Source organism: Histidinibacterium aquaticum (assembly GCF_008710275.1).
GTDB classification, from domain to species: Bacteria; Pseudomonadota; Alphaproteobacteria; order Rhodobacterales; family Rhodobacteraceae; genus Oceanicola; species Oceanicola aquaticus.
The window spans coordinates 496,018-522,338 of the sequence record NZ_VYQE01000001.1 but is presented as its reverse complement, the minus strand read 5'-3'; the positions used below and the strand labels follow the sequence as shown (position 1 = coordinate 522,338).

24 protein-coding genes, 1 tRNA gene and 1 other RNA gene are annotated in these 26,321 nt (G+C 65.0%); 18 read left to right on the top strand and 8 right to left on the bottom strand.

The features are described from left to right. Nucleotides 1-13: 13 nt before the first annotated feature. From F3S47_RS02620 to F3S47_RS02605, 3 genes are all read right to left on the bottom strand, one after another. The gene (locus F3S47_RS02620; protein ID WP_150443647.1) at nucleotides 14-205 is read right to left on the bottom strand and encodes a hypothetical protein; all 192 of its coding nucleotides are present in this window, start codon (nucleotides 203-205) and stop codon (nucleotides 14-16) included. Nucleotides 206-1,837: 1,632 nt separating this feature from the next. Beyond that, on the bottom strand, nucleotides 1,838-3,259 hold the full coding sequence (locus F3S47_RS02610; RefSeq protein ID WP_150443645.1) for a TrkH family potassium uptake protein: 1,422 nt from the start codon (nucleotides 3,257-3,259) through the stop codon (nucleotides 1,838-1,840). Between the two features lie 189 nt (nucleotides 3,260-3,448). Further along, complete coding sequence (locus F3S47_RS02605; RefSeq protein ID WP_150443644.1) at nucleotides 3,449-4,093, bottom strand: hypothetical protein; 645 nt, start codon at nucleotides 4,091-4,093, stop codon at nucleotides 3,449-3,451. 1,362 nt (nucleotides 4,094-5,455) lie between these two features. Between F3S47_RS02605 and F3S47_RS02595 the strand changes: the two genes are divergently transcribed. From F3S47_RS02595 to F3S47_RS02565, 7 genes are all read left to right on the top strand, one after another. Beyond that, complete coding sequence (locus tag F3S47_RS02595; RefSeq protein WP_150443643.1) at nucleotides 5,456-6,067, top strand: hypothetical protein; 612 nt, start codon at nucleotides 5,456-5,458, stop codon at nucleotides 6,065-6,067. A gap of 40 nt (nucleotides 6,068-6,107) precedes the next feature. Next, a complete protein-coding gene (locus F3S47_RS02590; protein ID WP_150443641.1) occupies nucleotides 6,108-6,797 on the top strand; it encodes a hypothetical protein in 690 nt (229 codons plus the stop codon). Between the two features lie 56 nt (nucleotides 6,798-6,853). After that, complete coding sequence (locus tag F3S47_RS02585; protein ID WP_150443640.1) at nucleotides 6,854-7,429, top strand: hypothetical protein; 576 nt, start codon at nucleotides 6,854-6,856, stop codon at nucleotides 7,427-7,429. Nucleotides 7,430-7,629: 200 nt separating this feature from the next. Continuing rightward, nucleotides 7,630-8,133 (top strand): hypothetical protein, encoded by a 504-nt coding sequence (locus tag F3S47_RS02580; RefSeq protein ID WP_150443639.1) that lies wholly within the window; start codon nucleotides 7,630-7,632, stop codon nucleotides 8,131-8,133. Nucleotides 8,134-8,273: 140 nt separating this feature from the next. Continuing rightward, the gene (locus F3S47_RS02575) at nucleotides 8,274-9,461 is read left to right on the top strand and encodes an ImmA/IrrE family metallo-endopeptidase (protein ID WP_150443638.1); all 1,188 of its coding nucleotides are present in this window, start codon (nucleotides 8,274-8,276) and stop codon (nucleotides 9,459-9,461) included. Further along, entirely contained in the window at nucleotides 9,461-9,967 is a 507-nt protein-coding gene (locus F3S47_RS02570) for a DUF4411 family protein (protein ID WP_150443637.1), read from the top strand. The genes F3S47_RS02575 and F3S47_RS02570 overlap by 1 nt, the downstream gene beginning before the upstream one ends. 9 nt (nucleotides 9,968-9,976) lie before the next feature. After that, entirely contained in the window at nucleotides 9,977-11,047 is a 1,071-nt protein-coding gene (locus F3S47_RS02565; protein WP_150443636.1) for a hypothetical protein, read from the top strand. A 167-nt stretch (nucleotides 11,048-11,214) separates the two neighbouring features. Here F3S47_RS02565 and F3S47_RS02560 read toward each other — a convergent pair. The 3 genes from F3S47_RS02560 to F3S47_RS02550 all read right to left on the bottom strand — a co-directional run bounded on the left by F3S47_RS02560 (nucleotide 11,215) and on the right by F3S47_RS02550 (nucleotide 13,889). Continuing rightward, nucleotides 11,215-11,289 (bottom strand) — tRNA-Glu (locus tag F3S47_RS02560). An 81-nt stretch (nucleotides 11,290-11,370) separates the two neighbouring features. Continuing rightward, nucleotides 11,371-13,137, bottom strand: a complete 1,767-nt coding sequence (gene recJ / locus F3S47_RS02555) for a single-stranded-DNA-specific exonuclease RecJ (RefSeq protein ID WP_150443635.1) — start codon at nucleotides 13,135-13,137, stop codon at nucleotides 11,371-11,373. Between the two features lie 59 nt (nucleotides 13,138-13,196). After that, nucleotides 13,197-13,889, bottom strand: coding sequence for a metal-dependent hydrolase (locus F3S47_RS02550; RefSeq protein ID WP_150443634.1), 693 nt, complete (start codon nucleotides 13,887-13,889; stop codon nucleotides 13,197-13,199). A gap of 57 nt (nucleotides 13,890-13,946) precedes the next feature. Here F3S47_RS02550 and F3S47_RS02545 point away from each other — a divergent pair, with 57 nt between their 5' ends. The 8 genes from F3S47_RS02545 (at nucleotide 13,947) to F3S47_RS02510 (ending at nucleotide 19,286) form a co-directional block, all read left to right on the top strand. After that, on the top strand, nucleotides 13,947-14,612 hold the full coding sequence (locus tag F3S47_RS02545) for a ceramidase domain-containing protein (protein WP_150443633.1): 666 nt from the start codon (nucleotides 13,947-13,949) through the stop codon (nucleotides 14,610-14,612). Nucleotides 14,613-14,683: 71 nt separating this feature from the next. After that, on the top strand, nucleotides 14,684-14,971 hold the full coding sequence (gatC, locus tag F3S47_RS02540; protein ID WP_150443632.1) for an Asp-tRNA(Asn)/Glu-tRNA(Gln) amidotransferase subunit GatC: 288 nt from the start codon (nucleotides 14,684-14,686) through the stop codon (nucleotides 14,969-14,971). Further along, nucleotides 14,971-16,452 (top strand): Asp-tRNA(Asn)/Glu-tRNA(Gln) amidotransferase subunit GatA, encoded by a 1,482-nt coding sequence (gatA, locus tag F3S47_RS02535; RefSeq protein ID WP_150443631.1) that lies wholly within the window; start codon nucleotides 14,971-14,973, stop codon nucleotides 16,450-16,452. The genes gatC and gatA overlap by 1 nt, the downstream gene beginning before the upstream one ends. Before the next feature lie 33 nt (nucleotides 16,453-16,485). Then, nucleotides 16,486-17,268: a hypothetical protein gene (locus tag F3S47_RS02530; protein WP_150443630.1), complete on the top strand. Its 783-nt coding sequence runs from the start codon at nucleotides 16,486-16,488 to the stop codon at nucleotides 17,266-17,268. A 5-nt stretch (nucleotides 17,269-17,273) separates the two neighbouring features. Next, entirely contained in the window at nucleotides 17,274-17,972 is a 699-nt protein-coding gene (locus F3S47_RS02525) for an N-acetylmuramoyl-L-alanine amidase (protein ID WP_150443629.1), read from the top strand. 43 nt (nucleotides 17,973-18,015) lie between these two features. Further along, nucleotides 18,016-18,391: RNase P RNA component class A (gene rnpB / locus F3S47_RS02520), an RNA gene on the top strand. A gap of 104 nt (nucleotides 18,392-18,495) precedes the next feature. Then, nucleotides 18,496-18,663 (top strand): 50S ribosomal protein L33, encoded by a 168-nt coding sequence (rpmG, locus tag F3S47_RS02515; protein ID WP_076622039.1) that lies wholly within the window; start codon nucleotides 18,496-18,498, stop codon nucleotides 18,661-18,663. Between the two features lie 107 nt (nucleotides 18,664-18,770). Continuing rightward, nucleotides 18,771-19,286, top strand: a complete 516-nt coding sequence (locus F3S47_RS02510; protein ID WP_223877691.1) for a GNAT family N-acetyltransferase — start codon at nucleotides 18,771-18,773, stop codon at nucleotides 19,284-19,286. A gap of 7 nt (nucleotides 19,287-19,293) precedes the next feature. Here the strand turns inward: F3S47_RS02510 and F3S47_RS02505 are convergent, their stop codons facing one another. Continuing rightward, nucleotides 19,294-20,163, bottom strand: a complete 870-nt coding sequence (locus tag F3S47_RS02505) for a DUF726 domain-containing protein (RefSeq protein ID WP_191090056.1) — start codon at nucleotides 20,161-20,163, stop codon at nucleotides 19,294-19,296. A gap of 267 nt (nucleotides 20,164-20,430) precedes the next feature. On the opposite strand from F3S47_RS02505, the gene metZ reads away from it, so the two are divergent. The 3 genes from metZ (at nucleotide 20,431) to F3S47_RS02490 (ending at nucleotide 24,373) form a co-directional block, all read left to right on the top strand. After that, nucleotides 20,431-21,642 (top strand): O-succinylhomoserine sulfhydrylase, encoded by a 1,212-nt coding sequence (metZ, locus tag F3S47_RS02500; RefSeq protein WP_150443627.1) that lies wholly within the window; start codon nucleotides 20,431-20,433, stop codon nucleotides 21,640-21,642. 100 nt (nucleotides 21,643-21,742) lie between these two features. Continuing rightward, nucleotides 21,743-22,849 carry a GTP cyclohydrolase FolE2 gene (gene folE2, locus F3S47_RS02495; protein ID WP_150443626.1) on the top strand — a complete coding sequence of 369 codons (1,107 nt, stop codon included), beginning with the start codon at nucleotides 21,743-21,745 and terminating at the stop codon, nucleotides 22,847-22,849. A gap of 75 nt (nucleotides 22,850-22,924) precedes the next feature. Continuing rightward, complete coding sequence (locus F3S47_RS02490) at nucleotides 22,925-24,373, top strand: TrkH family potassium uptake protein (RefSeq protein ID WP_150444192.1); 1,449 nt, start codon at nucleotides 22,925-22,927, stop codon at nucleotides 24,371-24,373. A gap of 6 nt (nucleotides 24,374-24,379) precedes the next feature. On the opposite strand, the gene F3S47_RS02485 is transcribed toward F3S47_RS02490, so the two are convergent. Further along, entirely contained in the window at nucleotides 24,380-26,242 is a 1,863-nt protein-coding gene (locus tag F3S47_RS02485; RefSeq protein WP_150443625.1) for a serine protease, read from the bottom strand. Nucleotides 26,243-26,321 lie beyond the last annotated feature (79 nt).

Genomic DNA, 26,321 nt, shown 5'->3' with positions numbered 1-26,321 from the left:
TCCTAGCCACAAGCTAGGTGTCATCGACCCGTCTTAGAAGGGTACCGGTCGCAGGCATCGCAAAGACGTCACGGCTGATCGCCTCCACGGTCAGACCGGATGCGAGCCGCGCGTTCGGCTTGTCGCCGTCACCTTCGAGGTAAACTTCATATTCGCGACCTTCGCCATCCGTGGCGGTCACCTTTTCGCGCTGCTGATCGGTCATGCGTCAGTATCCGTTCAGTAGGTGGGTGCCGCTGCGGCGACCACTCCACGGAGCAGAGCGGGAACCGTTCGCGTACCGATGACAGCCGCAGCGGCTAGTACGGCAATGCACGGAGCATCGGTGTGGTTCAGGATCGTCCCAGTACGGAACCGAACATTCCGTCCGGGCTAAGGCGACGAAAAAGGCCCCGACCTTCGGGCCGGGGCGAGTCATTCGGTCACTATGCGGCAACCAGGTTTGTGCCACCGATAGATGCTTCTCACGCCCTGCGTTGGGTGTCGAGAGCGGCTGGGTTCGACGGAAGCGAACCCTCTGGAACCGGAAGGGGGGCCATCTGGTTTTGACGCAAGGTAAGCAGTTGGTCGGGTTCCGAGAGAGCAGCAAAGACAGAGGGGCAGCGACCTTGCGACTGACATCGATACTCCTGCTCATTGCAGCTGTCTCAGCGGTGTTCGGCTATTCGGGGGTTACCAGCGGCTCGACCGAAGCCTCGGCCCGTCTCATCACCATCGTTCATCTGGCGCTCTTCCTGTTCGTGGTCTGCGTCAGGTCGGTAGATTGGTTTCGCCGTCAGCGCGTCCAACAGGATGCCCAAGTGCGCGCCAGACCCCCGAGCGACAATTAAGGCGGAGCCTTTTCGGGCATCGCTGGGACCGTTGGTGCGGAATCGGACAGCGGTCGAGGTGGCGACCCGCGACTCTACACTTTACTGGGCTGTGGCACCGCAACTTCCCCCCGACAGCTCTGTCGCGTAGGTTGTATCGGTTAGCGAGGGCATCGATATGAGTTTGAAGGTCTCCTTCCTTCTAATCGCAGTTATCGCGTCAGTGTTCGGCTTCAGTGGGATCGTGGGCGGTGCCACCGAGACTGCGGGCCGGGTGATCACCGCGATTTACGTCGCGCTCTTCGTTGGAGCGGTACTCGTCGAACGTGTCGCGGTCCTCCACCGGCGGAAGAAACTCAGAGGCATCGTGCGTAGCGAAAGCGCCCAAGGCATCCGGCGAGGCGTGAAACTCCCCCGCTTTCTACGCTTCTGGTAGTGCTGGCTCAGCTTGGCCCCTCGGGCTCAGCAGCAATCTGCCAGCCGCAAGAAGACACGCTATCGCGCACCCATCGTTCCAGACCTCTGGACCCTCTGACCGTCTTCAGCCGTCTCCGGAAACCGGACAGAGCGGACAAGATGTCACTGGTGCGACGTCGAGAGACTCTCTCCCGTCGCACAGGGAGAGGGTTACCATTGCCGAAAGCAGGTTCCCGCCGCAGTCCGCATGGTTTCTTGCGACGCAAGCAAAGCACCGCTTTCGGCAGAGGAGAACGGCGTATCGTGGACCTGTGAGGCGGATGATCGGAACTGCATCAACGACCTGGCCCGAGTCCTCGCAGATATTGCATCGCTCGTGCCGTCCCGGATTGCTCCCATCCAGGGAATCAAACACTTCGTCCCGTCCTCTGCAGTGCCTTCCCGCGCCGCGTCCCCAAACGGCTAGTGATCGCATATCACCAACCTGCTTCAGTGTCACCGAAGATGTGACTTAGCGTAAAGGTCTATGTCGGGATGCTCTGCGAGCGCTCTGGGCTGGTCGAGCGGCGCTCGGAGTTCGCGCATTAGTCTGGCGCGTCACTATTGGCCGGTCAGCGAGGCAGCTCGCGCCAAAAGCTCGGTAAAAGGATCACGTAAACGGTCAGCATTTCAAGCCTGCCTGCGTACATGCCGAAGCTGAGCAGCCACTTGGCGGGGTCGGGTAGGGAGGAGAAGTTGCCTGCCGGACCGATCACGCCGCCGATTCCAGGCCCGACGTTCGCGACGGCTGTGAGAGCCCCGCTTACGGCTGTCGTGGCATCGAGGCCGATCAGACCAAGGGCCCACGCGAGGGCGAAGACCGTTCCCGCATACAGTACGAAGAATGAGATGACGCCGCTGACCACATCATCGCCGACGGCTTGGCCTTCGTAGCGGACCTTGAAGACACCGTGAGGATTATGGACGGCCCGTGCCTGGACGACTGTCGCCCGGGCAAAGATGATCCATCGCATGATCTTTCCCCCTCCTGAGGTGGAGCCTGTGCAGCTACTGATGACAGTGAGCAGGAGAAATGCCGTCGCCGCGAACGGCCCCCACGCCGTATAGTCCACAGTGGCGTAGCCGGTCGTCGTGACGACGGAGACGACATTGAACGACACCAGTCGCAGGGTTTCCATGATCGGAGTGTGCGCCTCGAGGACGCGCCAGGTCGTGATGACTAGGATCGCGACGGCCAGACCCAAGAAGAGCGTCCGAACCTGTTCGCTTTGAGCCGATCCACGTCTCAGGAGCCGGATGTACCAAGCGAATGGAAGTGCTCCGGCCAGCATGAAGCCTGTCGCGGACCACTGGAGGTAGCTGCTCTCGAACTGACCGAAAGACGCGTCGGAAGTCGAATAACCTCCCGTGGAGACGGTCGTGAAGGCGTGGCTCAGGGCATCGAACCCCAGCATGCCCCCGGCCATGTAGACCACCGTGCAGAGTGCCGTCAGGCCGAGGTAGATCCACACCGTGGCGCCAGCGAAGAGAGCGGCACTCGTCATCTCCTTGTCGCCGCGCTCGGAACTCTCGGTCCGGAAGAGCTGCATCCCGCCAACGCGCATGATGGGCATGAGTGCGATTCCCGCGACAATAAAGCCGACCCCGCCGATCCATTGGAGAATGGACCGCCAGAGCAGAATTCCGTGCTCGGTGTTGTCGAGGCCCACCATCACCGTCGAGCCCGTCGTCGTGATGCCTGACACAGCTTCAAAGATGGCGTCCGGTAGGCGCAGCCCCCAGAGCCAAAGGGGCAAGGCACCGGCCAGCGCTGCCACGATCCAGACGCTGGCCGTTAGTAGGAAAGCATGAAGTCGTTGAAGCCCTCGACGATCAGACGACGCGACGAGTACGAGACAGAGACCGATGAACCCGGCCAGCAGCGCCGACTCAAGGAACACGGTTCTCGATAACGGGAAAAAGATGCCAATCACGCCCATGACTGCTGCAAGGCCCAACAGCACAAGGCCGTTCGCAAATACTATGAAGGACATGGGGAGGGCCTGAAGCTATGGACAGATCAGCTGCAGAAAACTGTTATTCTCAGATAGCAGGCTCTGGCGACTAGGGACAGCTATAGTAGCTGTTGCTTGTTGCTCTGGTACTGGGTTGCGAAGACCCGATAAAAAAGCCCGGCACCGCGTTGGTGCCGGGCTACTGGGGTTTGATCGCCTCGGCGGCTCTTACTGGTTCTGCTGCATCATCTGTTCGATGAAGGCTTCCGGGCTGACACCGGGCGGCAGGACAATGATCGATCCACCGGAGCGCGCCGCGCTGCGTTGGTTGGTGCCTTGTGCGTTTGGCCCAGACCCGGCGTCGTTCGATGCTTGGTCACCATTGCCGGTCTGTTGGCCCTGCATGTTCATTTCGCCGTTCTGCATCTGCTGCATGCGTTGAGCGCGGACCTGCTCCATGACCTGCTGGCGGGTGTCGGAGACGCCGCTCATGTATCCTTGGCGGTAGCCCCGCTCGTAAATCTGCTGGGCGAAGGACTCGATGTCCAACATCACAGTCTGCCCGGCGTTCTGGTTGGTCATGCCGCCGACGTTCATGTCGCCAGGCGCCACGGCGGTGTCGCCAGGCGTGTTCCCTTCGGCTGAACCTGTGGTGCCAGCGCCTTCAGTCTGGTTTGTGCCGTCAGTCGCAGGCGCTTCCGCGTCGTCGACCACATCGGCAAGGTCGCCGCCCGAGCCCTGGTCGGTCTCCGAGGTCGCAGCGTCAGCAGAAGAGCCGTTGGCACTGGAGCTGTCCTGCGCCACGGCAGGCGCGGTGAGGGCAAGAAGCGCGATTACGGCAGTCGCACCCTGAACATGATTGAACTTCGGCATTTGCTCTCTCCTTCGGTTTGAGCGACGCAGCGCGTCGACTCGACCAACTGGAGAAAGAGCCACAAGTTCAGTCGCTGAGGTACGACCTCCGGCCAGCCGCCATGCCGGTCGCGGCCGACACCGCTGTCAGTCCTCGTTCCGCAGGGCGACTCCAGGCCCGGCCATCGAGCTTCGTTGCGTATCTAACGGATGCACGGAAGACCCTCATTCAATGCCCTCGTCATCCCTAATTGAAGCGGCTCGTTCCATGATCCTGGATTCTCCTCCGACCAGTTTTTGAAGGCTTGCCAGGCAGCACCAGTGCCGATTGGCGGCGCTGCTCTGAGGCCACCACCATTGTTGTATTGACCGGTTTCCAGACGATACACGTTGCAGTTGCTCATCATCACCCACGCGACCCCCCTCGCAACGCCTAAGCAAACCCCAATGTCGTAGGCCTCTTGTCCCCCGCTTAAGGTGATTTCGCCTTGCCTGTGGGGATTGCTGCAGCGGCCCATAGCGTCACCAACTGTCGTGACTTGAGCAATACAGGCTGAGGTCCAAGCCAATGTGACCGAGAAAATTACTAGGCTGAAACGCATTCTTAAACCTCACGGCTAACTATCGCCAGTCAACTCTAGCACAGTTTAGTGGGCGAGTGATGCTGAGTAGGGAATTGTGCAGACAGCCAGCGGCAATCGCTTTCAGAGGCATGAGTTATGAATAATCTGACGGTGTCGGCCCGCGATTAGCATGCAGTGAAGCGTAACAGAGCGCCAGCGAGTCAACCGCCCTTTTCGTTCCATTCTACAGCGTCAGTGCATACGACGATGTAGCCTGTGCGCGTGCCGCTGTTGGCTTCGGGCAAGCAAAGTCGAACCGCGCCGTTCCTCGTGTCTGTGATCCATACGCCAGGACCGCTCCCGTTCGATGTTGTCTGGAACGGACCGGAGGCATCTTGAGCGGCACCTGAATTGCCAAGCAGAACCACGGTCAACGCGAGACTGACTAGGATTGCACGTTTCATGGTGTTTTCCTTACGACGCCAATTCCTTCAGCCGTTTCTCCAGAGTCAAGAAAGCGGACTCCTTCGCGGGCGAAGGCAGCTCTGACGGCGGCGTCGTTATCACCTCGCAGGCTACGTGATCTTCCGCTCTCGAAAGACCGGATTGTGTCCGACGAGACGCCGGAGCTCTCGGACAGGTCAGCCGCCGTCCATTCGATCAACGCCCGGGCTGCTTTGCAAAGCTGAGGAGTCAGAAGAGGCATACGTTCCAACCTACACTTTTTTTGTTGTAAGATACACACTGTGTGTTGACACGCGGTGTGTATCTACATACATATGAGGTGTAGAACAAAACACTGGTTAAGGAAATCCCGAAGATGACCGTAGCCGACCATAGCGCCACCTACGACCTCTCCGCGATCATGTCCGAGGCCTGGTCCCGCACCCACGAGGCGTTGGCCCACAATCCCCGCCTGTTCCTCCGCCCGCTCTTCCGCCGCTACCTGCGGGAGGCCTGGGTTAACGCCAAGACCCGCATGGAACTCGCCCGCGCAAAGGCCGAACTCGAGGCCCGCTCGGTCGATTGCCTGTCCCGGGAAATCGAGCACATCGAGAACCGCAGCATCATCGGCATCGATGGCGCCAACCGCCTCGCCAAGCTTCGATGCGCTCTCGCCAGGGCCCGCGAGCGGGAGGACTTCGCCGCGAAGCGTGAGCTGATCGCCACCGGCACCGGCCGCTTTGTCGCCGTCACCTTCACCAAGAAGGACGGAGCCGAGCGCACCATGACCGTGCAGCCCGACGCGCTGCGGTCCCGCCTCAAGGGGGAAGACGCCTCGGACGCGGGCCGCAGGGCCTCTCAGACGCGCGCTGAGCGCCATCCGAACCTCATGCCGGTCTGGGACGCCCAGAAGCGAGTCTGCCGCTCAATCAACCTCGCCACCATCTCGCGCATCGCCGCCAACGGCCAAGTCCACACCTTCGCCTGAGCCTCAAGCCGGCGAGCCACTCGATCCAGGGAGAACCCACATGCACTACAAGGCCCACACCGTGAAAGCGGCCGTCGAGACGCTGACCGACCTCCGCGAGCGCCTCGCGTCAGCAGAATCCGAGGTCGAGGGACTTCGCCGCCTTGCCGAGACCATGCCGAACGGGGTGAACGGCAAGAGCTTTGCCGACAGCCTCCCGAAAGCCGAAGCCGACCGTGACAAGGCAGCCGCCAACGTCGCGGACGCCGCCGCCGACCTCGTGAAGGTCGAAGCCCGCACCATGCAGGACGTGCTGCGCAAGGTGGCCGCTCTCCTTGCGGGCGATCCTCCCGAGGGCGCCTTCGAAGCGCTCACCAGCGAAGCCAAGCGCATCCTTGAGCAGGACGACCCGGTCATCGAGCTAGCGCAGCGGCAAATGCGCATCCGGGACTTTCTGAACTCCACGCCGAACATGGAGGAGAGCGGCTGGATGCCCGAAGACCCGCGCGTTGGCGATGCCATTGACGCCCTCATCAAGCTCGAACGGGAAATCGAGAAGACCCCGCCCAGGACGCCGGAGGGCCTCGCCATGATGCTCGACGTGAAGTGGCGCGAGACCCTCGACGTGACGCCGGGGACCGACATCTGGGCTTCGATCATGGACGACCCGGAGACCCGATTCCTCGCCACCCTGCGCTACGGCGCACACACCCTCGCCGGTCGCAAGCGCGACTTCGAAAAGCTCGACTGAGCCAACGCACCGGCCAGACCGGGGTTCTCCCCGCCATTCCGAACAAGGAGACGACCATGACCAACAACGACCTGATCGAAGCCCGCGCCCGGCTGGCCCAGTTCGCCGGGTGGACCAACACCGAGGCACCCGCGTCGCTGGTCGACGCTGACGGCGCGCCCACGGATGAGCTGCTGCAGTACTCCGACGAGCAGGAGCTTTGTCTCGACTGGCTCTTCGCCGGGGATGTGCGCCCCCTGGCGCTGGCCTTCCGCGAGCACAACGAGGCCATGTCACAGCTCGTCGTGCAGCGGCGCGTGGACATGCTGGCCGGCTTGGCTGGCATGGAGCCGGTCCCTGTTCAGGCGGAAGACCACGGAGCCGCCCGCCTCACCGATGAGCTGATCGATTTCTGCCGGGAAGCTGGCGGCGACCTGGATTGGCTCATGCACGGCTGTCAGGACAAGCTGGTCAAGCTCATGCAGAGGTCCAAGCTCGAGGACGAGCATACTCTCGATGCGGTCCGAGGGCTGAGCCGGGCCGAACTGAGCGCCCTGACCGCCACTCTCCGCATCGCTCTGGCTGACAAGCTGAACGTCGAGCAGGTCATGGCGACCTATCGGCAGGTGGTCGAGGAGCAGAGAGCAGCTTAGGCGCCCCCGCCACCGGCTCTGTCGCTCTCCAACAGTGCGGGGCCGGTGGACAGAAACACCCCAACCGCCCGCTGTCCCCATTACTCGCTCAAGATGAACAAGATCACGGGACCGATGAATCAGATTTCGGGAGCTTCCGGGCTCCCGAGAAATCTTTCCACCTGACTGCCGCGCGCTTCCAGCTGTGGGCTTTTTCGTTCATGAACGCTTACCCTGACGGCTATGCTTTCAACCGGTCGTGGTCCGACCGCTTCATCCCAGAGATCAGGCGTATCGTTGGCGCCCACCTGCTCGACGTCGCAGCAGACCCCTTCGACATGCACCAGGCCACGGACCTCATGGTCCTCGATGGCAGGGACCTGAGGATCGCAGCACGGGTGCGTAGACCAGGCTACGCCGACCGCTACCCGTTCCAGTTCACGATCCGCTCCCAGGTCCCCTCAGGCGCGGAGACGGAGCTCGCGAAGATAGTCAACGGCGCGGGCGACTGGCTCTTCTACGGCCACTCTGACGCCTCTGAGAGGCACATTGAGCGATGGTGGCTCATCGACCTGCGTGCCTTCCGGGCCGCGCTCATCCGTCAGTCTGCGAACGGGCTGCGCATCGCCTCGGGTGACAAGTCCAACCCGGACGGGACGCGGTTCAAGTGGTTCGACATCCGGAGCTTCCCTCAGGAGCCGCCGCTGGTCCTGGCGCATTCATAGCGAATATTGACGCGTCGCATCGCAGGGCCGAAAGCAGACACAGCATCCCGACGAACAAATGATTCAAAACTGCCGCAGTCTAGCCGCGTCATGCCGCCGACCAACTAGCTTAGGCGCACATGACACACTAGATTCAGTCCATGGCCGCAGCGAGCGCAAAGCTTCCGATCAACCCACAAGTACTCGCATGGGCGCGAGTGCGCGCAGGTATCGAAGTTGAGGATGCCGCCGCAAAGGCGGGCGTCCGGCCGTCGCGCGTTGTTGACTGGGAGCAGGGCGACGACTCACCGACCCCCAGACAAGCGCGAATCCTAGCCAAGCACTACCATCGACCATTCCTAGAGTTCTTCGCAAACGAGGTCCCTGACCTCCCAGAGGTTAGTCTCGTTCCCGATTTTCGCTTCCATAGGAAGCCTGCAGGCCCGGCGGAAACGCATTCACTGCAACAGGTTCAATCTTGGGCAGAGGAGCAACGGCTGAACGCCTTTGACCTGTTTGATCTACTCGGTGAAGCGCCTGCACCTTTCCCAGAGAAACTCTATTCAAAGCTCTCTGACGATGTAGAGGATGCCTCAATTCGCGTTAGGGATTTTCTTGGATTCTCGCCGGACGAGCAAACAAGTCTCCCGCGATCAGAAAAATATAAGCTGCCGAATATAGTTAGAACATATTTTTCATCATGCAATGTTCTGGTGCTCAAATATAGCTCTCTTGGAAGGCTTCGAACTCGCGGCCTCTGTCTGTATGCGGAGCCACTGCCGATCATTGTGTATGGAAATGAGGCGCCTGGCGCTCAGGCGTTCACTCTGGCACATGAATTCGCTCACATCATCCTTCGGCAAAGTGCGATTAGTTCCTACCCAAGGTTTGGGAGAACCGGAAACCTCAATAAGAAGGTTGAGGGGTGGTGTAATAGGTTTGCTGCAGCATTTCTAATGCCAGCATCTGAGGTGCTGAGGTTCCTGTCAGTTCCTGAGAGTCCGCATCACGAAATCTCCGACGACACTATCTCGGAGATGGCATCCCTATTTGGCGTGAGTCGGCAGGCGATGCTAATTCGTCTTGTTGCGCTCAATTATGTTGAGGCGGAGTATTACTGGAGAATAAAGCGCCCCCAATTCATAGAAGAAGAAGAGGGATATGAGCCGCCACCAGCCCGAAGCCCCTACTATGGCTCGCGGTATAAGAGTAAGCTTGGTGATTATTATACTGGTCTGGTGATGGAGGCTTGGGCGGCTGGCGCAATATCTGCCCACAATGCGGCGGAGTTCATGGGAATAAAGAACTTTCGGCATTTGGAGGATATCAGGCGAGATGTTTCTTCTTGATGCCTAAATACTGCCTGGATACTTCTTGGATTTCGAATCCTCTACTGGAGATGCCTCCCGATATCCATGTCTCGCTTTGGGAAAAAATTGGTCACTTAATAGATGTCGGTAGTTTTTGCTGGAATGTCGAGATTTGGGAAGAGCTCGACGGTTCCATTGGTGGTCAAGTCGGCCAGCAGCTAGGAAATGCGAAGCAAGAGTGTTGTTTGGAAGTTGGTGTCGGTTCTTGGGCTTGGAGGAGGTATCTGAAGATATTCGAAGGCTACAGAACAAAATACAAGGATTACATATCTGAATACAACGGAAACCGAAAGGGCACAGTCGGCTTGAACGATTGCTCAATTGTTGCTCTTGGGGCGACTTTGCGGTTGCCAGTCGCAAGCATGGAGAGGCGCAATACCACTCCTAGCCAGAAGAAAATACGAATTCCGGAGCTCTGCGACCGCGAGAACGTAGAGCACTTCGACTTTAACCGTTTGCTCAGGGCTGAGAACATTAAGGCATAAGTGGATGGGATGCGCGCATTGGGTGGAATTCGCTTCATGATTGTCGGTCGCTTTACTTTTTGGGTTTCGACCGGGCTCGGTCTCGTTCTTGGGAGTCTCGCGCTTGGGCAGCAGGAGCAGTTAGAGCGAGAGGATAGCCCCTCTCTTCTATCCTATATGTGTATTTTTGATGAGAATCCTTCGGCTTTCGTATTCCAGCCTGAGCCGGACGGTTCACTTGTTCTACTGGCCTCGCCGGGTTCTTCGGTTACTAACCAAAGCGGGACAGTGACTGCGGTACTCGACGGAGCAGTATTCCAGTTCCTCGACGAAAGAGCTCTTCGACTTGAGGATGGAGCCTTGGTTCAGGGCGAATGCGTCGATGTGTCGACGGAGCTTTCGGTTGCGATGGCACTGGAACCCCAAGAGCTTGATGAGGTGGTTGAGCGTCGCATCTCCTCCCTCGAACAGAGGGTGATTGAGCGAGAGCAGCAAATCGTTCTCGCGGATGAGCGTTTGGCGCGAGCTGACGAAGAACTTGCGGAAGTCGAGAGGCGTCTAGCTTCCGCCGTGATGGCTCGCGAAGCACTTTCTGCAGAACTCTCCTCATTGAGGGCCGCGACTTCAGGGGATCGCAACACGCGAGCGCAGCTTGAAGACCGCCTTGCCGAGGCGCTTCTTGCTAGGTCTGAAGTGGAGGAAGAACTCCACAGCCTACGCGCTCGCCTGTCCGATACAATGGCGCGAGCACAAGAAGCGGAGAGCCTAGCAACGGAGCGGCTGGAAGACGCTGAGCGCCGAGAGCGCTTGCTGGCTCAAGCCAATCGTGCGCTCACCGAGGAGGAAGCTCTTTCGGCCGAGTCGCAGCGGCAGGTCGCCCTTCTGAACGAGCAGCTTAGCCAACTCCGCGATCAAGTAGGTTCGCTACAGTCACTACTCAATATGGCCGAAGAAGAGGACCGAGCCGCAGACGTCCAGTTCGAGGCCCTCGGCCAACAGCTCAACAGCGCGCTGGCTCGCGCGGCTCTTGCCGAACGACGCCAACGGGAAGCCGAGGAAGAAGCCCGCCAGCTCCGGGAGTCGCAGGATGCGGGAGATTAGGACTCAGGATCGGTTGCCGTAGATCACGGCGGCAGTAAAGAGCGGGTTTTCTGCACAGACGGCCCCAAATCTGGTCCGAACCTATGCTCGCTGGTGGGACAAGTGGCGGGACGGATCTTGCAGAGCCCGCAAGGCGTCAATGATTACAACTAGATATCAGGGTGAAGTGGCAGCCCGTAGGGGAATCGAACCCCTCTTTCCAGGTTGAAAACCTGGCGTCCTAACCGATAGACGAACGGGCCACGCTTGGCGTGGGGCGTGGATTAGCCAAAGGGATTTGCCGGTGCAAGGGGATTCTTGCGGATTTTTCACCTCCGCTTGCGTCAGGCAGGGGCGGCGTCCTCCAGCTTGACCTGGACGCTGCGGCGCCCCTGCCAGCTATTGATCTCCAGACGGCCCGCCAGATGGAAGCGCGCGCCCTTGTGGGCCATGAGGCGCTGGCCCATCGGCCCCTCGAAGGCCCCGAAGGCAATGGCCTCGAGCCGGGCGCCCATGCCGTCGTGGAACGCGACCTTAAGGTGGCCGGAGCCGACCTCGCGCACCTGCCCGATCGCCATGTCGGCGAAGGCGAAGCGCGGGGCGGGGGCGCCCTGGCCGAAGGGTCCGCAGCGCTCGAGGGCCTCGCAGAGATCGATGGTGGCCGCCCCGGGCATGAGCATGCCGTCGAGGCGCAGGTCGGCGGGACCCATGCGTACGGCGCCCTGCCGGGCGAGAAGCTCGGACAGACGCTCCATCGCGGGCTCGATGCGGTCGCGCTCCACGGTCAGGCCGGCCGCCATCTTGTGGCCGCCGCCCTTGAGCAGCAGGCCCTCGGCCGCGACGCGCTGGATCGCCGCGCCAAGGTCGACGCCCGCTACGGACCGGGCAGATCCCTTGCCGATCTCTCCGTCCAGTCCGATGACGACGGCAGGGCGGTTCGTCGCTTCCTTGAGGCGTGCCGCGACGATGCCGACGACGCCGGGATGCCAGCCCTCGCCCGCGGCCCAGACCAGCGGGGCGTCGAGCCCACGCTCCTCGGCCTGCGCGAGGGCCGCGTCGCGGACGGCCGCCTCGATCTCACGCCGTTCGGTGTTGAGAGCATCGAGCCGCTCCGCCAGGGCCGCGGCCTCGTGCGGGTCGGCGGTAGACAGGAGCCGGGCTCCGAGGTCCGCCGCACCGATCCGGCCTCCGGCGTTGACCCGGGGCCCCAGCACGTAGCCCAGGTGGTAGGAGGTCGGGGCCTCGTCCAGCCGGGCCACGTCGGCCAAGGCGACCAGGCCGGGCCGCCGCCGCTGTCCCATGACGGCGAGGCCCTGCCGCACGAAGGCCCGGTTCACCCCGGTCAGCGGCGCCACGTCCGCGACGGTCGCCAGCGCCACGAGGTCGAGCAGGCCGAGCAGGTCGGGGCTCTTGAGACCCGCGACCCGCCGCTGCCGGGTTGCCTCGACCAGCATCAGGAAGACGACCGCCGCGGCGCAGAGGTGTCCGAGCTCACCGCCCTCGTCCTGCCGGTTTGGGTTCACGACGGCGAGGGCGGGCGGAAGGGTCTCGCCGCCAAGGTGGTGGTCGAGCACGACCACGTCGGTGCCTTGCGCCGCCGCGAGCGCATCGTGCGAGAGCGTGCCGCAGTCCACGCAGAGGATCAGGTCGTGCGCACGGGCCAGCTCGGCCATCGCGGGGGCGTTGGGGCCGTAGCCCTCGTCGATCCGGTCCGGGATGTAGAGCGTCGCCTCGAGCCCGAGCTCGCGCAGCCAGACGAGCAGCAGCGCGGCCGAGGCGCCGCCATCGACGTCGTAGTCGGCGAAGACCGCGATCCTCTCCTTCCTGGCGACCGCGGAGACGAAGCGCTCCGCGGCTGTCTCCATGTCCTTGAGCGAGCGCGGGTCGGGCAGGAGGTCGCGCAGGGCAGGGGCCATGTAGGCCTCGCAGCCCGCCGCTTCGATGCCGCGCGCGGCCAGCAGCCGGCAGACGGCCAGAGGAAGGGCGGTGGCCTGTCCGAGAGCCTCCGCCGCCCGGTCGGCGCCCGCATCCGGGCCGACCCAGCGGCGGCCGTTCAGCGAGGTTTCGACACCGAGGAAGGCGGTGGGGGCGATATCTTGTAGGGCGACCATGGGCACATACTAGAGGAGCCCGCCGGGATTCGCCACGTCCGACCCTGCGTTCCGATCGGTCAGATCTCGACCGGCTCCATCACCTCCGGCGTCTTCACGTCGACGTCCGGCAGGGCCTTCACCAGCGGCTCGGCGCTCTGCGCGAGCAGGGGGAAGGTCTTGTAGTGGCAGGGGATGACGGTCTTGAAGTCGAAGTAGGTTTTCGCCGCCCAGGCCGCGCCCTCCATGTCCATGGTGAAGTGTCCGCCCGCGCAGAGAATGCCGATGTCCGGCGCGTAGCGTTTGGCGATCACGTCCATGTCGGCCATGACGTCGGTGTCGCCGGAGACATAGATGGAATGGCCCTCGCCGCGGATCACGAACCCGGCCTCGGCCCCGGCTGGCGGCGGGTTGTTGAGGAAGTCGAGCGACGAGGAGTGATGCGCCGTCACCATGGTGACCTGCACGTCGCCGAGCTCCAGCGTCCCGCCCTTGGAAAAGCCCTTGGCCTCGTATCCCGCCGGTTCGATCCATTTCTCGGCAAGCTCGAAGATCGCGCAGATCGGTGCGCCGGTGTCCTCGGCCACTCCGAGCGCCTCGGAGGCGTGGTCGCCATGGGCATGGGTCAGCAGGATATGCGTCGCGCGGTCGATGGCCTCCGCACGGCGTTCGTCGGGAAACGAGGGGTTGCCCTCGAGCCAGGGATCGATGAGCAGGATCTGGTCGCCGATCTCGATGCGGAAGGCGGAATGCCCGAGCCAGGTGATTTTCATGGTGCGTCTCCGGTGGGTTCTTGCCAACTAGACTAGTCGCAAGAGGGGACGGGACCAGTGGACTGGACGCAGCAGATCGACGTCTATTGCGAGCGGACCGATTTCACCTTCTGGTCGGAGCCGCTGAACGCGCTGACCAACGGGCTCTACCTGGCGGGCGCGATGCTGATGTTCCTGCGGGTCCGGCGGCAGGGGCTGCCGCTGGCGGTCCTGCTTTCAATCCTCCTTGGCCTCATCGCGATCGGGTCCTTCCTCTTTCACACGACGGCGACGCTCTGGGCCTCGACGGCGGACACGACGCCCATCGGCATCTTCATCCTCGTCTACCTCTTCGCGGTGAACCGCGACGTGCTCGGGCTGATCTGGTGGAAGGCCGGTCTCGCGACGGCCGGGTTCTTTCCCTACGCGGCTGTGCTGGTGCCGGCGCTGGACCGGGTCGCCTTCTTCCGGATCTCGGACTTCTACTGGACGGTTCCGGTCCTGCTGCTGGCCTATGCGCCCGTCGTCGCGCGGCGCAACCGCGCCACGGCCTGGGGCTTCGTGGCCGGGGCCTCGCTGCTGTCGGTCTCCATCGCCGTTCGGTCGGTCGATCTCATGGTCTGCGACTGGTTCCCTTGGGGGACGCATTTCCTCTGGCACACGCTGAACGCGGTGATGCTGCCCTGGATGATCGAGGTCTACCGGCGGCACATGCGCGCCCGCCGGGCGGCAGAGGCGGGCTGAGCGCGCCGCGCCATGCCTTGAAGGCCCCCGGCGGCCGCGCTAGACGGTCGCGACCCCTCAACGGAGGCCCCATGTCCATCGACGAAAGCACCGCCCGCAAGGTCGCACATCTCGCCCGCATCCGGGTCGAGGAGGACGAGCTTCCGGCGCTCGCCTCGGAATTCAACACCATCCTCGGCTTCATCGAGCAGCTTCAGGAAGTCGACGTGGACGGCGTGGAGCCGATGGTCTCCGTCACGCCCATGCGGCTCAAGCGCCGGGAGGACGTGGTGACCGACGGCTCGCAGGCCGCGAAGGTCCTGTCGAACGCCCCCGACGCCCGTGAGGGCTTCTTTGCCGTGCCGAAGGTGGTTGAGTGATGTCCGACCTGACGAAACTAAAGATCGCCGAAGCCCGCGACGCCCTCCGCAAGGGCGACGTGACGAGCCTGGAGCTGACCGAGGCCTGCCTCGGCGCCATCGACGCCGCCGACGCGCTGGGCGCCTTCGTCCACAAGACGCCCGAGATCGCCACCGAGCGCGCCAGGGCCGCGGATGACCGCATCAAGTCCGGCGACGCGCCCGACCTCTGCGGCATCCCGCTCGGCATCAAGGATTTGTTCTGCACCGAGGCCGTGCCCTCGCAGGCGGCCTCGAAGATCCTCACCGACTTCCGGCCGGAGTACGAATCCACCGTCTCGGCCAAGCTGCGGGACGCGGGCGCGGTCATGCTGGGCAAGCTCAACATGGACGAGTTCGCGATGGGCTCGTCCAACGAGACCTCGACCTACGGCAATGCCGTGAACCCGTGGAAGGTTGACGACCGGTCGCTGACGCCCGGCGGCTCTTCCGGCGGTTCGGCCTCCGCCGTGGCGGCCGACCTCTGCCTCGGCGCGACCGGCACCGACACCGGCGGCTCGATCCGCCAGCCCGCCGCCTTCACCGGGATCACGGGCCTCAAGCCCACCTACGGGCGCTGCTCGCGCTGGGGTATCATCGCCTTCGCCTCGTCGCTCGATCAGGCCGGGCCCATGGCCAAGGACGTCCGCGACACGGCGATCCTTCTGTCCGCCATGTGCGGCCACGACGAGAAGGACTCGACCTCCGCCGACCTGCCGGTCCCCGATTTCGAGGCGGCTCTGACGGGCGACATCAAGGGCAAGACCATCGGCATCCCGCGCGAGTACCGCATGGAGGGCATGCCGGAAGAGATCGAGGCTCTATGGGCCGAGGGCCGCAAGATGCTCGAGGATGCCGGCGCCAAGGTCGTCGACATCTCGCTGCCGCATACCAAGTACGCCTTGCCGACCTACTATGTCATCGCCCCCGCCGAGGCCTCCTCCAACCTCGCCCGTTACGACGGCGTGCGCTTCGGCCGCCGCGCCAAGCTGGACCAGGGCGACGGCATCGTGGAGATGTACGAGAAGACCCGCGCCGAGGGCTTCGGCGCCGAGGTGAAGCGCCGCGTGATGGTCGGCACCTACGTCCTCTCTGCCGGCTTCTACGACGCCTACTACAACCGCGCCCGCAAGGTCCGGACCCTCATCAAGCGCGACTTCGACGAGGCCTTCGACCAGGGTGTCGATGCGATCCTGACGCCGACGACGCCCTCCGCCGCCTTCGGGCTGGGCGAGATGACCGAGGCCGACCCGGTGCAGATGTACCTCAACGACGTCTTCACGGTGACGGTGAACCTGGCCGGCCTTCCGGGCATCTCGGTGCCCGCCGGGACCGACAAGCAGGGTCTGCCGCTCGGTCTCCAGCTTATCGGTCGGCCGTGGGAAGAGGCCGATCTGCTCAATACCGCCTACGCGCTGGAGCAGGCCGCCGGTTTCGTTTCCAAACCCACGAAGTGGTGGTAAGCCACGCTCCGACATGGAGTTCGGGATAGCGGAATGCGGATCCAACTGACGGCTGTGGCACTCTTTCTCGCCGCCTGCGGGCCCCAGGTGCCCGACAGCGGGCCGGGCGTCGGCTTCGGCGACTACGAGACCTACTCGCAGGAACAGGCGGCCCGAGCAGCCGGCTCTCCTTCGGCCGGGGTGCCGGTGACCGGCGTTCCGGGCACCGTCGCCTCCGCCGGTGCCACCCGCTCCGCCGACGGCTCCATCACCCTCGACGATCTCGCCTCGGCGGGAATCGGTGCCCAGCCCGGAGCGGTGGCAGCGCCGCCGACCGGCCCGGCCGCCACGCCGCCCGGCTTCCCGCGCCAGCGCGACACGCTGGCTGAGGCCGGTCGCTCGGTCCAGGTCGAGGCCTCGCCGACCAATGCCGCGCCGGTTCTGGTGAACAACCCCGGCCTCTCCGACGAGCAGGACTTCGACGCCGTCTCCGACCGTCGCTCGATCGAGGGCGACGCGGCCCGGCTGGAGCAGGCGCAGGCCAACTACCGCGTCGTGCAGGGCAACACGCCGGAGCGCACTCAGGACGCGGGCCCGAACATCGTCGCCTATGCCCTCCAGACGACCAATGCGCGGGGCCAGCAGATCTACCGCCGCTTTGCCCCCTCGCAGGGCCGGTTCCAGCGCAACTGCGCGGAGTACCGCACGCCCGACGCCGCGCAGCGCGACTTCCTCGCGCGCGGCGGACCGGAGCGCGACCGCCGGGGCCTCGACCCGGACGGCGACGGCTTCGCCTGCGGCTGGGATCCGGCGCCGTTCCGCGCCGCCCGCGGCTGAGCGGCATGATGGCGGACGGGGCGCTCTGGCACCCCTCGCCGAACTTCGGCGATCGGCGCGGCGGGGTGCGGCCCGACATGGTCGTCTTGCACTACACCGCCATGGAGAGCTGCGACGCCGCCCTCGAGCGGCTCTGCGCGCCCGAGCATGGCGTCTCCTCTCACTACCTGATCGGAGAGGACGGCAGCCTGCTGCAGCTCGTCGCGGAAGAGCAGCGCGCCTGGCACGCGGGGCAGGGCGCCTGGGGCCCTGTGACGGACGTCAATTCACGCTCCATCGGCATCGAGCTCGACAATCGGGGCGATCATCCCTTCGCCGAGGTGCAGGTTGCCGCCCTGGAGAGCCTCCTCTCGGACATCCTCGAGCGTCACGCGATCCCGCCGGAACGGGTCATCGGCCATTCCGACATGGCCCCGTCCCGCAAGCGCGACCCCGGCCCGCATTTTCCATGGCAGCGGCTGGCGGAGCAGGGGCTCTCGGTCTGGCCCGAGACCGGCGCCGCGCCCGAGCTGGTAGAGGCCACGCCGGAACGGCTCGCGCGACTCACCGCGGCGCTCACGGGCTTCGGCTACCGGGGCAGCCAGGCGACGCTGCTCTTCGACGCCTTCCGGCAGCGCTTCCGCCCCGAGGCGGGGGCCTTCGACGGAACGGACCTCGCCATGGCCGAGGACCTCGCCCTCCGATGGCCTGTCCGGCCCGACTGACGCACATTGACCCCGGGCCCTCCGGCCCTTAGCTGGGCTCCGCGCGGATGGCCGGATGGCCGCTTCGCTCCTCCGGGAGCGGGGAGGAAAGTCCGGACTCCATGAAGGCACGGTGCCGGGTAACGCCCGGCGGGGGAAACCCCAGGGAGAGCGCCACAGAGAACAGTCCGCCCCGCAGGCCGGGGTCAGGGTGAAACGGTGGGGTAAGAGCCCACCGGGGACCGGGCAACCGGGACCGCATGGCAAGCCCCACCGGGAGCAATGCCGAATAGGGGCCTCGCGCCGGAAGGCAGGGGAGCCTGACCCGAGAGGCCCGGGTTGGCAGCTGGAGGCGGTCCGGTAACGGGCCGTCCAGAGGAATGGTCATCGAACCGGGCACGCCCGGGGAACAGAATCCGGCTTACAGGCCGTCCGCGCGCCTTTCCCCGCCCATCCCGGTTGACATGACGGGCGCAATCGGTAAGAGGCGGGCTTCAACGGATTTCACGCCGGGCCAAGAGCCCGCGGAGCAGGAGCCCTTAACATGGCGAAGCCGACGACCATCAAGATCCGCCTGAACTCCACCGCGGGGACCGGGCACTTCTACGTGACGAAGAAGAACGCGCGCACCATGACCGAGAAGATGACGGTACGGAAGTTCGATCCCGTGGCGCGCAAGCACGTCGAGTACAAGGAAGGCAAGATCAAGTAATCTTCGCCTCCGGACGACTTCGATAAGGGCCGCGCCACCGGGCGCGGCCCTTTTTCGTTTTGGGAGAGAGGCCATGACGACCGATCCTCATTGCGTGAACGACCGCCGTGTCCCCCGCGCCTGACGCGGCCGAGGCCCTGCGGATCCGACCGGCCCGTCCCTCGGACCTGGCGGAACTCGACGCGCTCTTCGCCCGCAGTTATCCGCGACTTCTCAAGGCCGACTACCCGCCGTCCCTTTTGGTGACCGCGGTGCCCATGATCGCGCGAGCGCAGCCCCGGCTGCTCGCCAGCGGCACCTATTACGTGGCCGAACTCGACGGTGCGATCCGGGGCGCCGGCGGATGGACCCCGTCGGACCGCCCCGGGCGGTTGGGCCAACGCGCCGACGTCCGGCACGTCGTGACCTGCGACAGCACGCTGCGCCGGGGGATCGGGCGCGCGCTGCTTCTGCACAGTTTTGCCGAGGCGCGTGCGGCAGGCCGGCGCTGGATGCATTGCGTCTCCACGCTGACGGCAGAGCCCTTTTACGCGGCGCTGGGGTTTCGCCGGATCGGGAACACCGTCGTGCCACTCGCCCCGGGGATCGACTTTCCGGCGGTCGAGATGTGGCGCCCGCTCTGATCGCGCCTCAGGCCCGGCGCAAGGCCGCCAGCCGCCAGGCCGATTCTCGTTCCCGGTCCGCGACCAGACGGTTGCGAAGAAGCGGCAGGGGCGTGCGGGCGGGCGTCAGGAGCAGGGCGCGGTAGAGGCGCCAGACCCCCGGGCGAAGGTAGCCCGACCAATGGCAGATGCGGGCGCGCGGAGCGGAGATGCGGTACCCCAACCCCCGCAGCGCCAGCAGAGGGCCGGACCGGTCGAGCGGGAGGTCCAGCCAGTTGCGCCCGGAGGGCCCGCCCTGTCCCAGCGTCCGTCCACCCAGCGGCATCGCCAGACGCAGCAGGAGGTCAAAGAGCGTGTTCTCCCGGCCCGTGACGTTGAAGATCTCCGCGCTGCATCCCGCCGGTGACACGGCCAGCCGAGTCGCCTCCGTCCGGAACACGGCGGCGGAAATCAGGATGATCCGGCCCACCGTGCGCTCCGGCAGGCCGGGCAGCGCCAACAGCGCCACCCGAGCACCAAGCGAGTGGCCAACGAGGTGAATCGGACGCTCCGGCGCAACCTCCCGGAGCATCGTCAGCAGCCGCGACAGCCTGCGCCCGGCTCGCGCGGAGGCCCGCCACGCCCTCCAGATTGAGCCCCGCGCCGGCCAGCCGAACCCGATCGCGAGCCCGCCGCCACCCGCCAGTCCGAGGTGCCGGGGCCACGAGACCGACTTCCAGCAGTCACGCCGAGGCTCCAGCGACAGGATGTGTCGGTGCGGATCGGAGGAGGACCCCGGCGCGAACTTGAAACCGTGGATCATCACCACGACCGGAGCGCCCGGCGGCAGCCTCTCCAGCGCGGCCCGGAGCCGGGGGCCGTCCGGAAGATCGTCGCTGTTGACCTGTAGGAGTGACATGGCTGCCCCACGACATCTTGTGTCGGCACATGCCATTCAGGTGCGACATGGCCGTGACCGGAGCGTTACAGCCCCGTGACGCCGCAGCGTGCTTGACCGCAGTGCCTCCCCGCGCGTAAATCCGCCCGACGTGGCGATTTGTTCACCGGATTGCGGGCCACGGTCGTGGGGTCTTGGCCTCGCGTGAATCAAAGCCGCTAAAGAGGTCAGGGGCCGCAGCCCCGTCGCCTTCTGCCGGTGTCGGGACTGGAACAGGAGAGCGACCCGATGACCGAACTACCCAAGCCCAAGGCCCTTCGCGCGGGCCGCGACCTCGACCGCCGCACCAAGGCCGTGCACGCCGGCATCCGCCGCAGCCAGTACGGAGAGGTGAGTGAGGCGATGTTCCTGACACAGGGCTTCGTCTACGAGAGTGCCGAGGCCGCCGAGCAGCGGTTCCTGAAGGCCGGCGTGGACGAGTTCATCTACGCCCGCTACGGCAATCCCACGGTGCGCATGTTCGAAGAGCGGATGGCCGCGCTGGAAGGCGCGGAAGACGCCTTTGCGACCGCCTCCGGCATGGCCGCCGTCAACGGGGCGCTGGTCTCCATGCTCAAGGCCGGCGACCACGTGGTGTCGTCCCGGGCACTCTTCGGATCCTGTCTCTATATCCTGGAGGAGATCCTGCCCCGCTTCGGCGTCGAGGTCACCTTCGTCGATGGCACCGACCTGGACCAGTGGCGGGATGCCGTGCGCCCCGACACCCGCGCCGTTTTCTTCGAAAGCGTCGCCAACCCGACGCTGGAGGTCATCGACATCGAGGCGGTCTCCGCCGTCGCCCGCGAGGTCGGCGCGAAGGTGATCGTCGACAATGTCTTCGCGACGCCGGTCTTTTCCAACGCGATCCGCCAGGGCGCGGACGTGGTGGTCTATTCCGCCACCAAGCACATCGACGGTCAGGGACGGGCGCTGGGCGGCATCATCCTTGGCACGAAGGAGTTCATCCGCAAGACGGTGGAGCCCTACCTGAAGCACACGGGCGGGAGCCTCTCGCCCTTCACCGCTTGGCTCCTGCTGAAGGGGCTGGAGACCATGGACCTGCGCGTTCGCGCACAGTGCCATGGCGCGAAAGCACTTGCTCGTGCGCTCGAGGAGCACCCGAAACTGTCGCGGGTGCTCTATCCGGGGCTCGAAAGCCATCCCCAGCACGAGCTGACCCGCCGCCAGACGGGCGAGGCGGGCACGGTGCTGGCTATCGATTGCGGCAGCAAGGCCGCCGCCTTCGCCCTGCTCAACGCCTTGGAAATATGGACGATTTCCAACAACCTGGGTGATGCGAAATCCATCGCGACTCACCCCGCCACGACCACCCACCAGCGGCTGGGCGAGGAGCAGCGCGCCGCGCTCGGCATCACCGAGGGGCTCGTGCGGCTCTCGGTGGGGCTGGAAGCGCCCGAAGACCTGCTTGCGGACCTCGTTGCCGCGCTGGAGGGCGTTTGATCCAGGGGCGCCGGGGCGGCGTATCCAGCCGACATGCGATGGAAATCGGCGGTTCAGACCCCACATTCCGGGGAGAGGCCGCACGAGGGGGACGACACCTATGAACCTCTACACCCGAGAGATCGACCGCGAGCCCACGCGGACCGAGGCCGAAACCGCCCTGGCGGTCCTGCGCCGCTGGGCCGGTGGCGCGACACCCGAGGAGGTCGCGACGCTCGACCCCGCCGTGTCCCGGCTGCTGCCGGGGCGCGAGGTATCGAACTACCCCGACCTTGCCCGTGACTACGATGCCGACTTCGTCGCCGACGAGGCCTACAAGGCCACGATGCCGGATCTTCAGAACGGACCCGCCGCGCTGATCCGCGGCGAGGCGACGCCGATCCAGCACGTCGGCATCTCCAACTTCCGCCTGCCGATCCGCTTCCAGAGCCGCGAGGGCGGTGACATGACGCTGGAGACCAGCGTCACCGGAACGGTCAGCCTCGAGGCCGAGAAGAAGGGCATCAACATGTCCCGCATCATGCGGACCTTCTACCGGCACGCCGAGGAGACCTTCTCCTTCGACGTGATCGAGAGGGCGCTGGCGGACTACAAGACCGACCTCGAGAGCATCGATGCCCGCATCCAGATGCGCTTCTCCTTCCCGATGCGGGTCGAGAGCCTGCGCTCTGGCCTCGCCGGCTTTCAGTACTACGACATCGCGCTGGAACTGGTGGAGCAGAACGGCGTCGCCAAGAAGTTCATCCATCTCGACTACGTCTATTCCTCGACCTGCCCCTGCTCGCTGGAACTGAGCGAGCACGCCCGCCAGGTGCGCGGCCGGCTCGCGACGCCGCACAGCCAGCGGTCCGTCGCGCGGATTTCCGTCGAGGTCGATCAGAGCGCGCCCGGCTGCCTCTGGTTCGAGGACCTGATCGGCATGGCCCGCGACGCCGTGCCGACCGAGACACAGGTCATGGTCAAGCGCGAGGACGAACAGGCCTTCGCCGAGCTCAACGCCGCCAACCCAATATTCGTCGAGGACGCCGCGCGGCTGTTCTGCGAGCGCCTGCGCGCCGACCCGCGGATCGGCGACTTCCGGGTGGCTGCCAGCCACCAGGAGAGCCTGCACAGCCACGACGCGGTGTCGATCCTCGTCGAGGGCGAGACCTTCTCTTCGGAGAGCCTCGACCCGAAGTTCTTCAACACGCTCCACCACGTCGGCTGAGCCGCAGGCCATGGAGCGCTGAAGGTGTCGTCACACCAGATCGACAATCTCGCTCGGCGGCACCATCACACCGCGATGCTCGATCTCAGGCCGGTGGGCTACGTCATCGGCCTGCTGGTCGCCTCCCTCGGCCTGACCATGCTGGCGCCCCTGATCTCGGACCTGGTTTCGGGCAACGGTCACTGGCCGGTCTTCCTGGAGTCGGCCGGGATCACCGTGGTCGCCGGGGCCCTGACGGCGCTCGCCTGCTCCAACGGCGTGAGCGAGGGGCTGACGCTTCGACAGACCTTCCTGCTGACCGTCCTGGTCTGGGTCGCGCTTCCCTTCTTCGGGGCGATCCCCTTCATGCTGGGCGCCTCGAACCTCTCGTTCACCAATGCCTTCTTCGAATCCATGTCGGGGCTGACGACCACAGGCTCGACCGTTCTCGGAGGCATCGAGGCCCTGCCGGAGGGACTGAAGCTCTGGCGGGGAATCCTGCAGTGGCTCGGCGGCATCGGGATCATCGTCGTGGCCATGGTCTTCTTGCCCGAGCTCAAGGTCGGCGGCATGCAGATCTTCCGCTCGGAAGCCTTCGAGACCATGGGCAAGATCCTCCCCCGCGCGGCGGAGATCGCGAGCCGGATCTCCGTGATCTACGTGGCACTCACCCTGTCCTGCGCCATCGCCTACACGGCCACGGGCATGACGAGCTTCGATGCCCTGGTCCACGCCATGACCACGGTCTCCACCGGCGGGTACGCCAACTCTGACGCCTCGTTCGGGGCTTACGGGGCGGGGGCGCACTACGTCGCCGTCGTCTTCATGGTCCTCGCGGCCCTGCCGTTCGTGCGCTACGTCCAGTTGGTCTCGGGGCAGGCCGACCCGCTCTGGAAGGACAGCCAGATCCGCGGCTTCATGGGGACCATCTTCGCCTGCGTTCTCGTGCTGAGCCTCTGGCTGATGACCTACGAAGGCACCTTCAGCGAAAAGGCCTTCCGCGAGGTCCTCTTCAACGTCACCTCGATCATGTCCGGAACCGGCTACGCGAGCGCGAACTACATGCTCTGGGGCGGGTTCGCGGTGACTTTTTTCTTCTTCATCGGCCTGATCGGCGGCTGCGCGGGCTCGACCTCCTGCTCGATCAAGATCTTCCGCTACCAGCTGCTCTTCGCTTCGATCCGCACGCAGATCCGTCGGATCCACTCACCGCACGGCGTCTTCGCTCCACGCTACGAAGGCCGCCCCGTGGGCGAGGACGTGCTGAACTCGGTCATGAGCTTCTTCGTCGCCTTCATCGTGACCATGGGTCTCTTCACGGTGGCGATCGGCCTGACGGGCGAGGACTTCATCACCTCGGTCTCCGGCGCGGCTACCGCCATCGCGAACGTCGGGCCCGGTCTCGGCGACAAGATCGGGCCCGTGGGCAACTTTAACGAGGTCAACGACACCGCCAAGTGGCTGCTCTCGGCGGCGATGCTGGTCGGACGGCTGGAGGTCCTCGCCGTCCTGACGATCCTCACCGCCCGTTTCTGGCAGGACTGAGCGGCCCTACCAGCAGCTGACGAGCACGGTCATTTCCGCGGCCCGCTGGGTCAGCCTCTCCGGCGTGATCGCCTCGATGCCGCGGGTGGTCTGCACCTCGATCCCGGCGCCCCCGAGCGAGGCCACGATGGCGCCCGCATCCGCGGCGAAGTTGGTGTCTTCCGGCAGGACCCGGCCCTCGTCGTTCCGCGGGAGAAGCATCCCGAGAACCGCACCGCCGTTATCGAAGAGCGGTCCCCCCGCGTCGCCGGGCTCAACGGTCATCTCGAGCCGCGTGAGGTCTTCCTCACCTTCCAGCCCGCGCAGGTCGGCCAGCGTGCCGAAGCTCATCGCCGGAGCCGAGAGGATGCCGCCGTAGGGGTAGCCAGCGACCGCCACTTCGGCCCGAAGGCGCGGCGTGGCGGTCTGGAACTCCGCCACGCGCATCGGCGCGAGCGCGCCCTGGGGCTGCAGTACCGCGATGCCGAGGTCGGGATCGCTGTGGACCACCTGCATCTCGTGCTCTCCGCCGATCGTAAGCTCGGTGCAGCCCTCGGCGACCCGCGAGCTGGTCAGGACCGACCCGGCCTGGTCGATGAAGACGCCCGACTGCGACAGCTCGGGCTTGCGCACCTCGAGGCCGGCCACGAGGTCGACCGCCTGCGCATCGTCGGGTGCGACGATCGCCGGGTCGAGGACACCCTCGATACGGGTGAAGCTCTCCTGCATCTCGTCCAGGACCCGGCTAAAGCGCTCATCGTCGCCCGCGGGCCAGACCAGCATGAAGCCCTTGATCGTGCCGTTCTCCCGGCTCGCCTGGATATGGGTCCGGTAGGTCTCGTTCTCGCCGTCGATGGTGAATTCCTGCCCGTTGCGCGAGCGCTCTCCCTCCATCGGTACGACTTCGAGCGTCTGCAGGATCTCGTAAAGGCCGAAGAACCGGTCCTCGTTGCCGGGCTGGGAGATCAGGAGCACCTGCGCCGGGAGGTCGTCCGAGGTCGGCTCGAACTTCACGAAGGGCGGTTCGTACTCGGTGAATTCCACGACCTCTGTCGGGATCAGCATCTCGATGCCCGAGGCGTCGTCCCGGACGGTGGCGAGGCCCAGACCCTCGAGAACCGCGTTGTATTGGCGCAGCAGCGTGCTCCGCTGAGCGGTGGTGAGAACGCCAGTGGCCTCGAGGCCCTGCGCCTCCTGCCACCCGCGCATCGCGCCGCGCGTGCCGGGACCGACGAGCCCGTCGATGGCCCCGTCGTAGTAGCCGGCCCACTCCAGCGCGATCTGCAGATCGCGCTTCTCGTCTCGCGACAGCTGACGCTCGGACTGGACGGCTTCCGCGCGCGTCTCCTGCGGCTCGGGCGGAGGCTCGGGCGCGGACTCTGCGGTCTCCGTCTCCGCTTCGGCCTGGGGCTCTTCCTCACCCTCGGCGGCAGCGACCGGCTCTTCCAGCGCCCGCGCCAGGTCCTCGACCGAGATCGTAGCGGAGTCCTCCGCGGTCGCCGCACCCTCCGGCGCCGAAATCCCGTCGGGCAGGGGCTGCGGGTCAAGCGAGACGCCGGTGCCCACCGGGTAGAACTGCTGCGCGTAGGAGTTGCCGCTGACGATATAGGCGTCCTGCGGGATCAGACCTTGTGCCTTCAGCTGCTGCGACAGCGCCTGCGCGTCTTGTGGCGAGTATGGCCCCAGCGCGATCCCGTAGAAGCCGTTGCCCAGGGAGAAGCCGACGACGTTCTCGAGCTGCTGAGCGTAGGAGCGCGCCGCGGAGGACGCGCCGGCGACGGTCTGCCGCGCTTCGATCTGGAGCCATACCGTGTCCTGGCTCTGGGCCATGCCGACCGCGGGCCAAGCCAGCGCGGTCGCGAGAAGACACGAGGTCAAGGTCTTGTTCATCAATCTCTCCGAAGAACCGCATTCCGCGGCCGCCTGTTCATGTTTTCGCCGAACCTAGCAAAGTAGCCTGTCGCGTCAG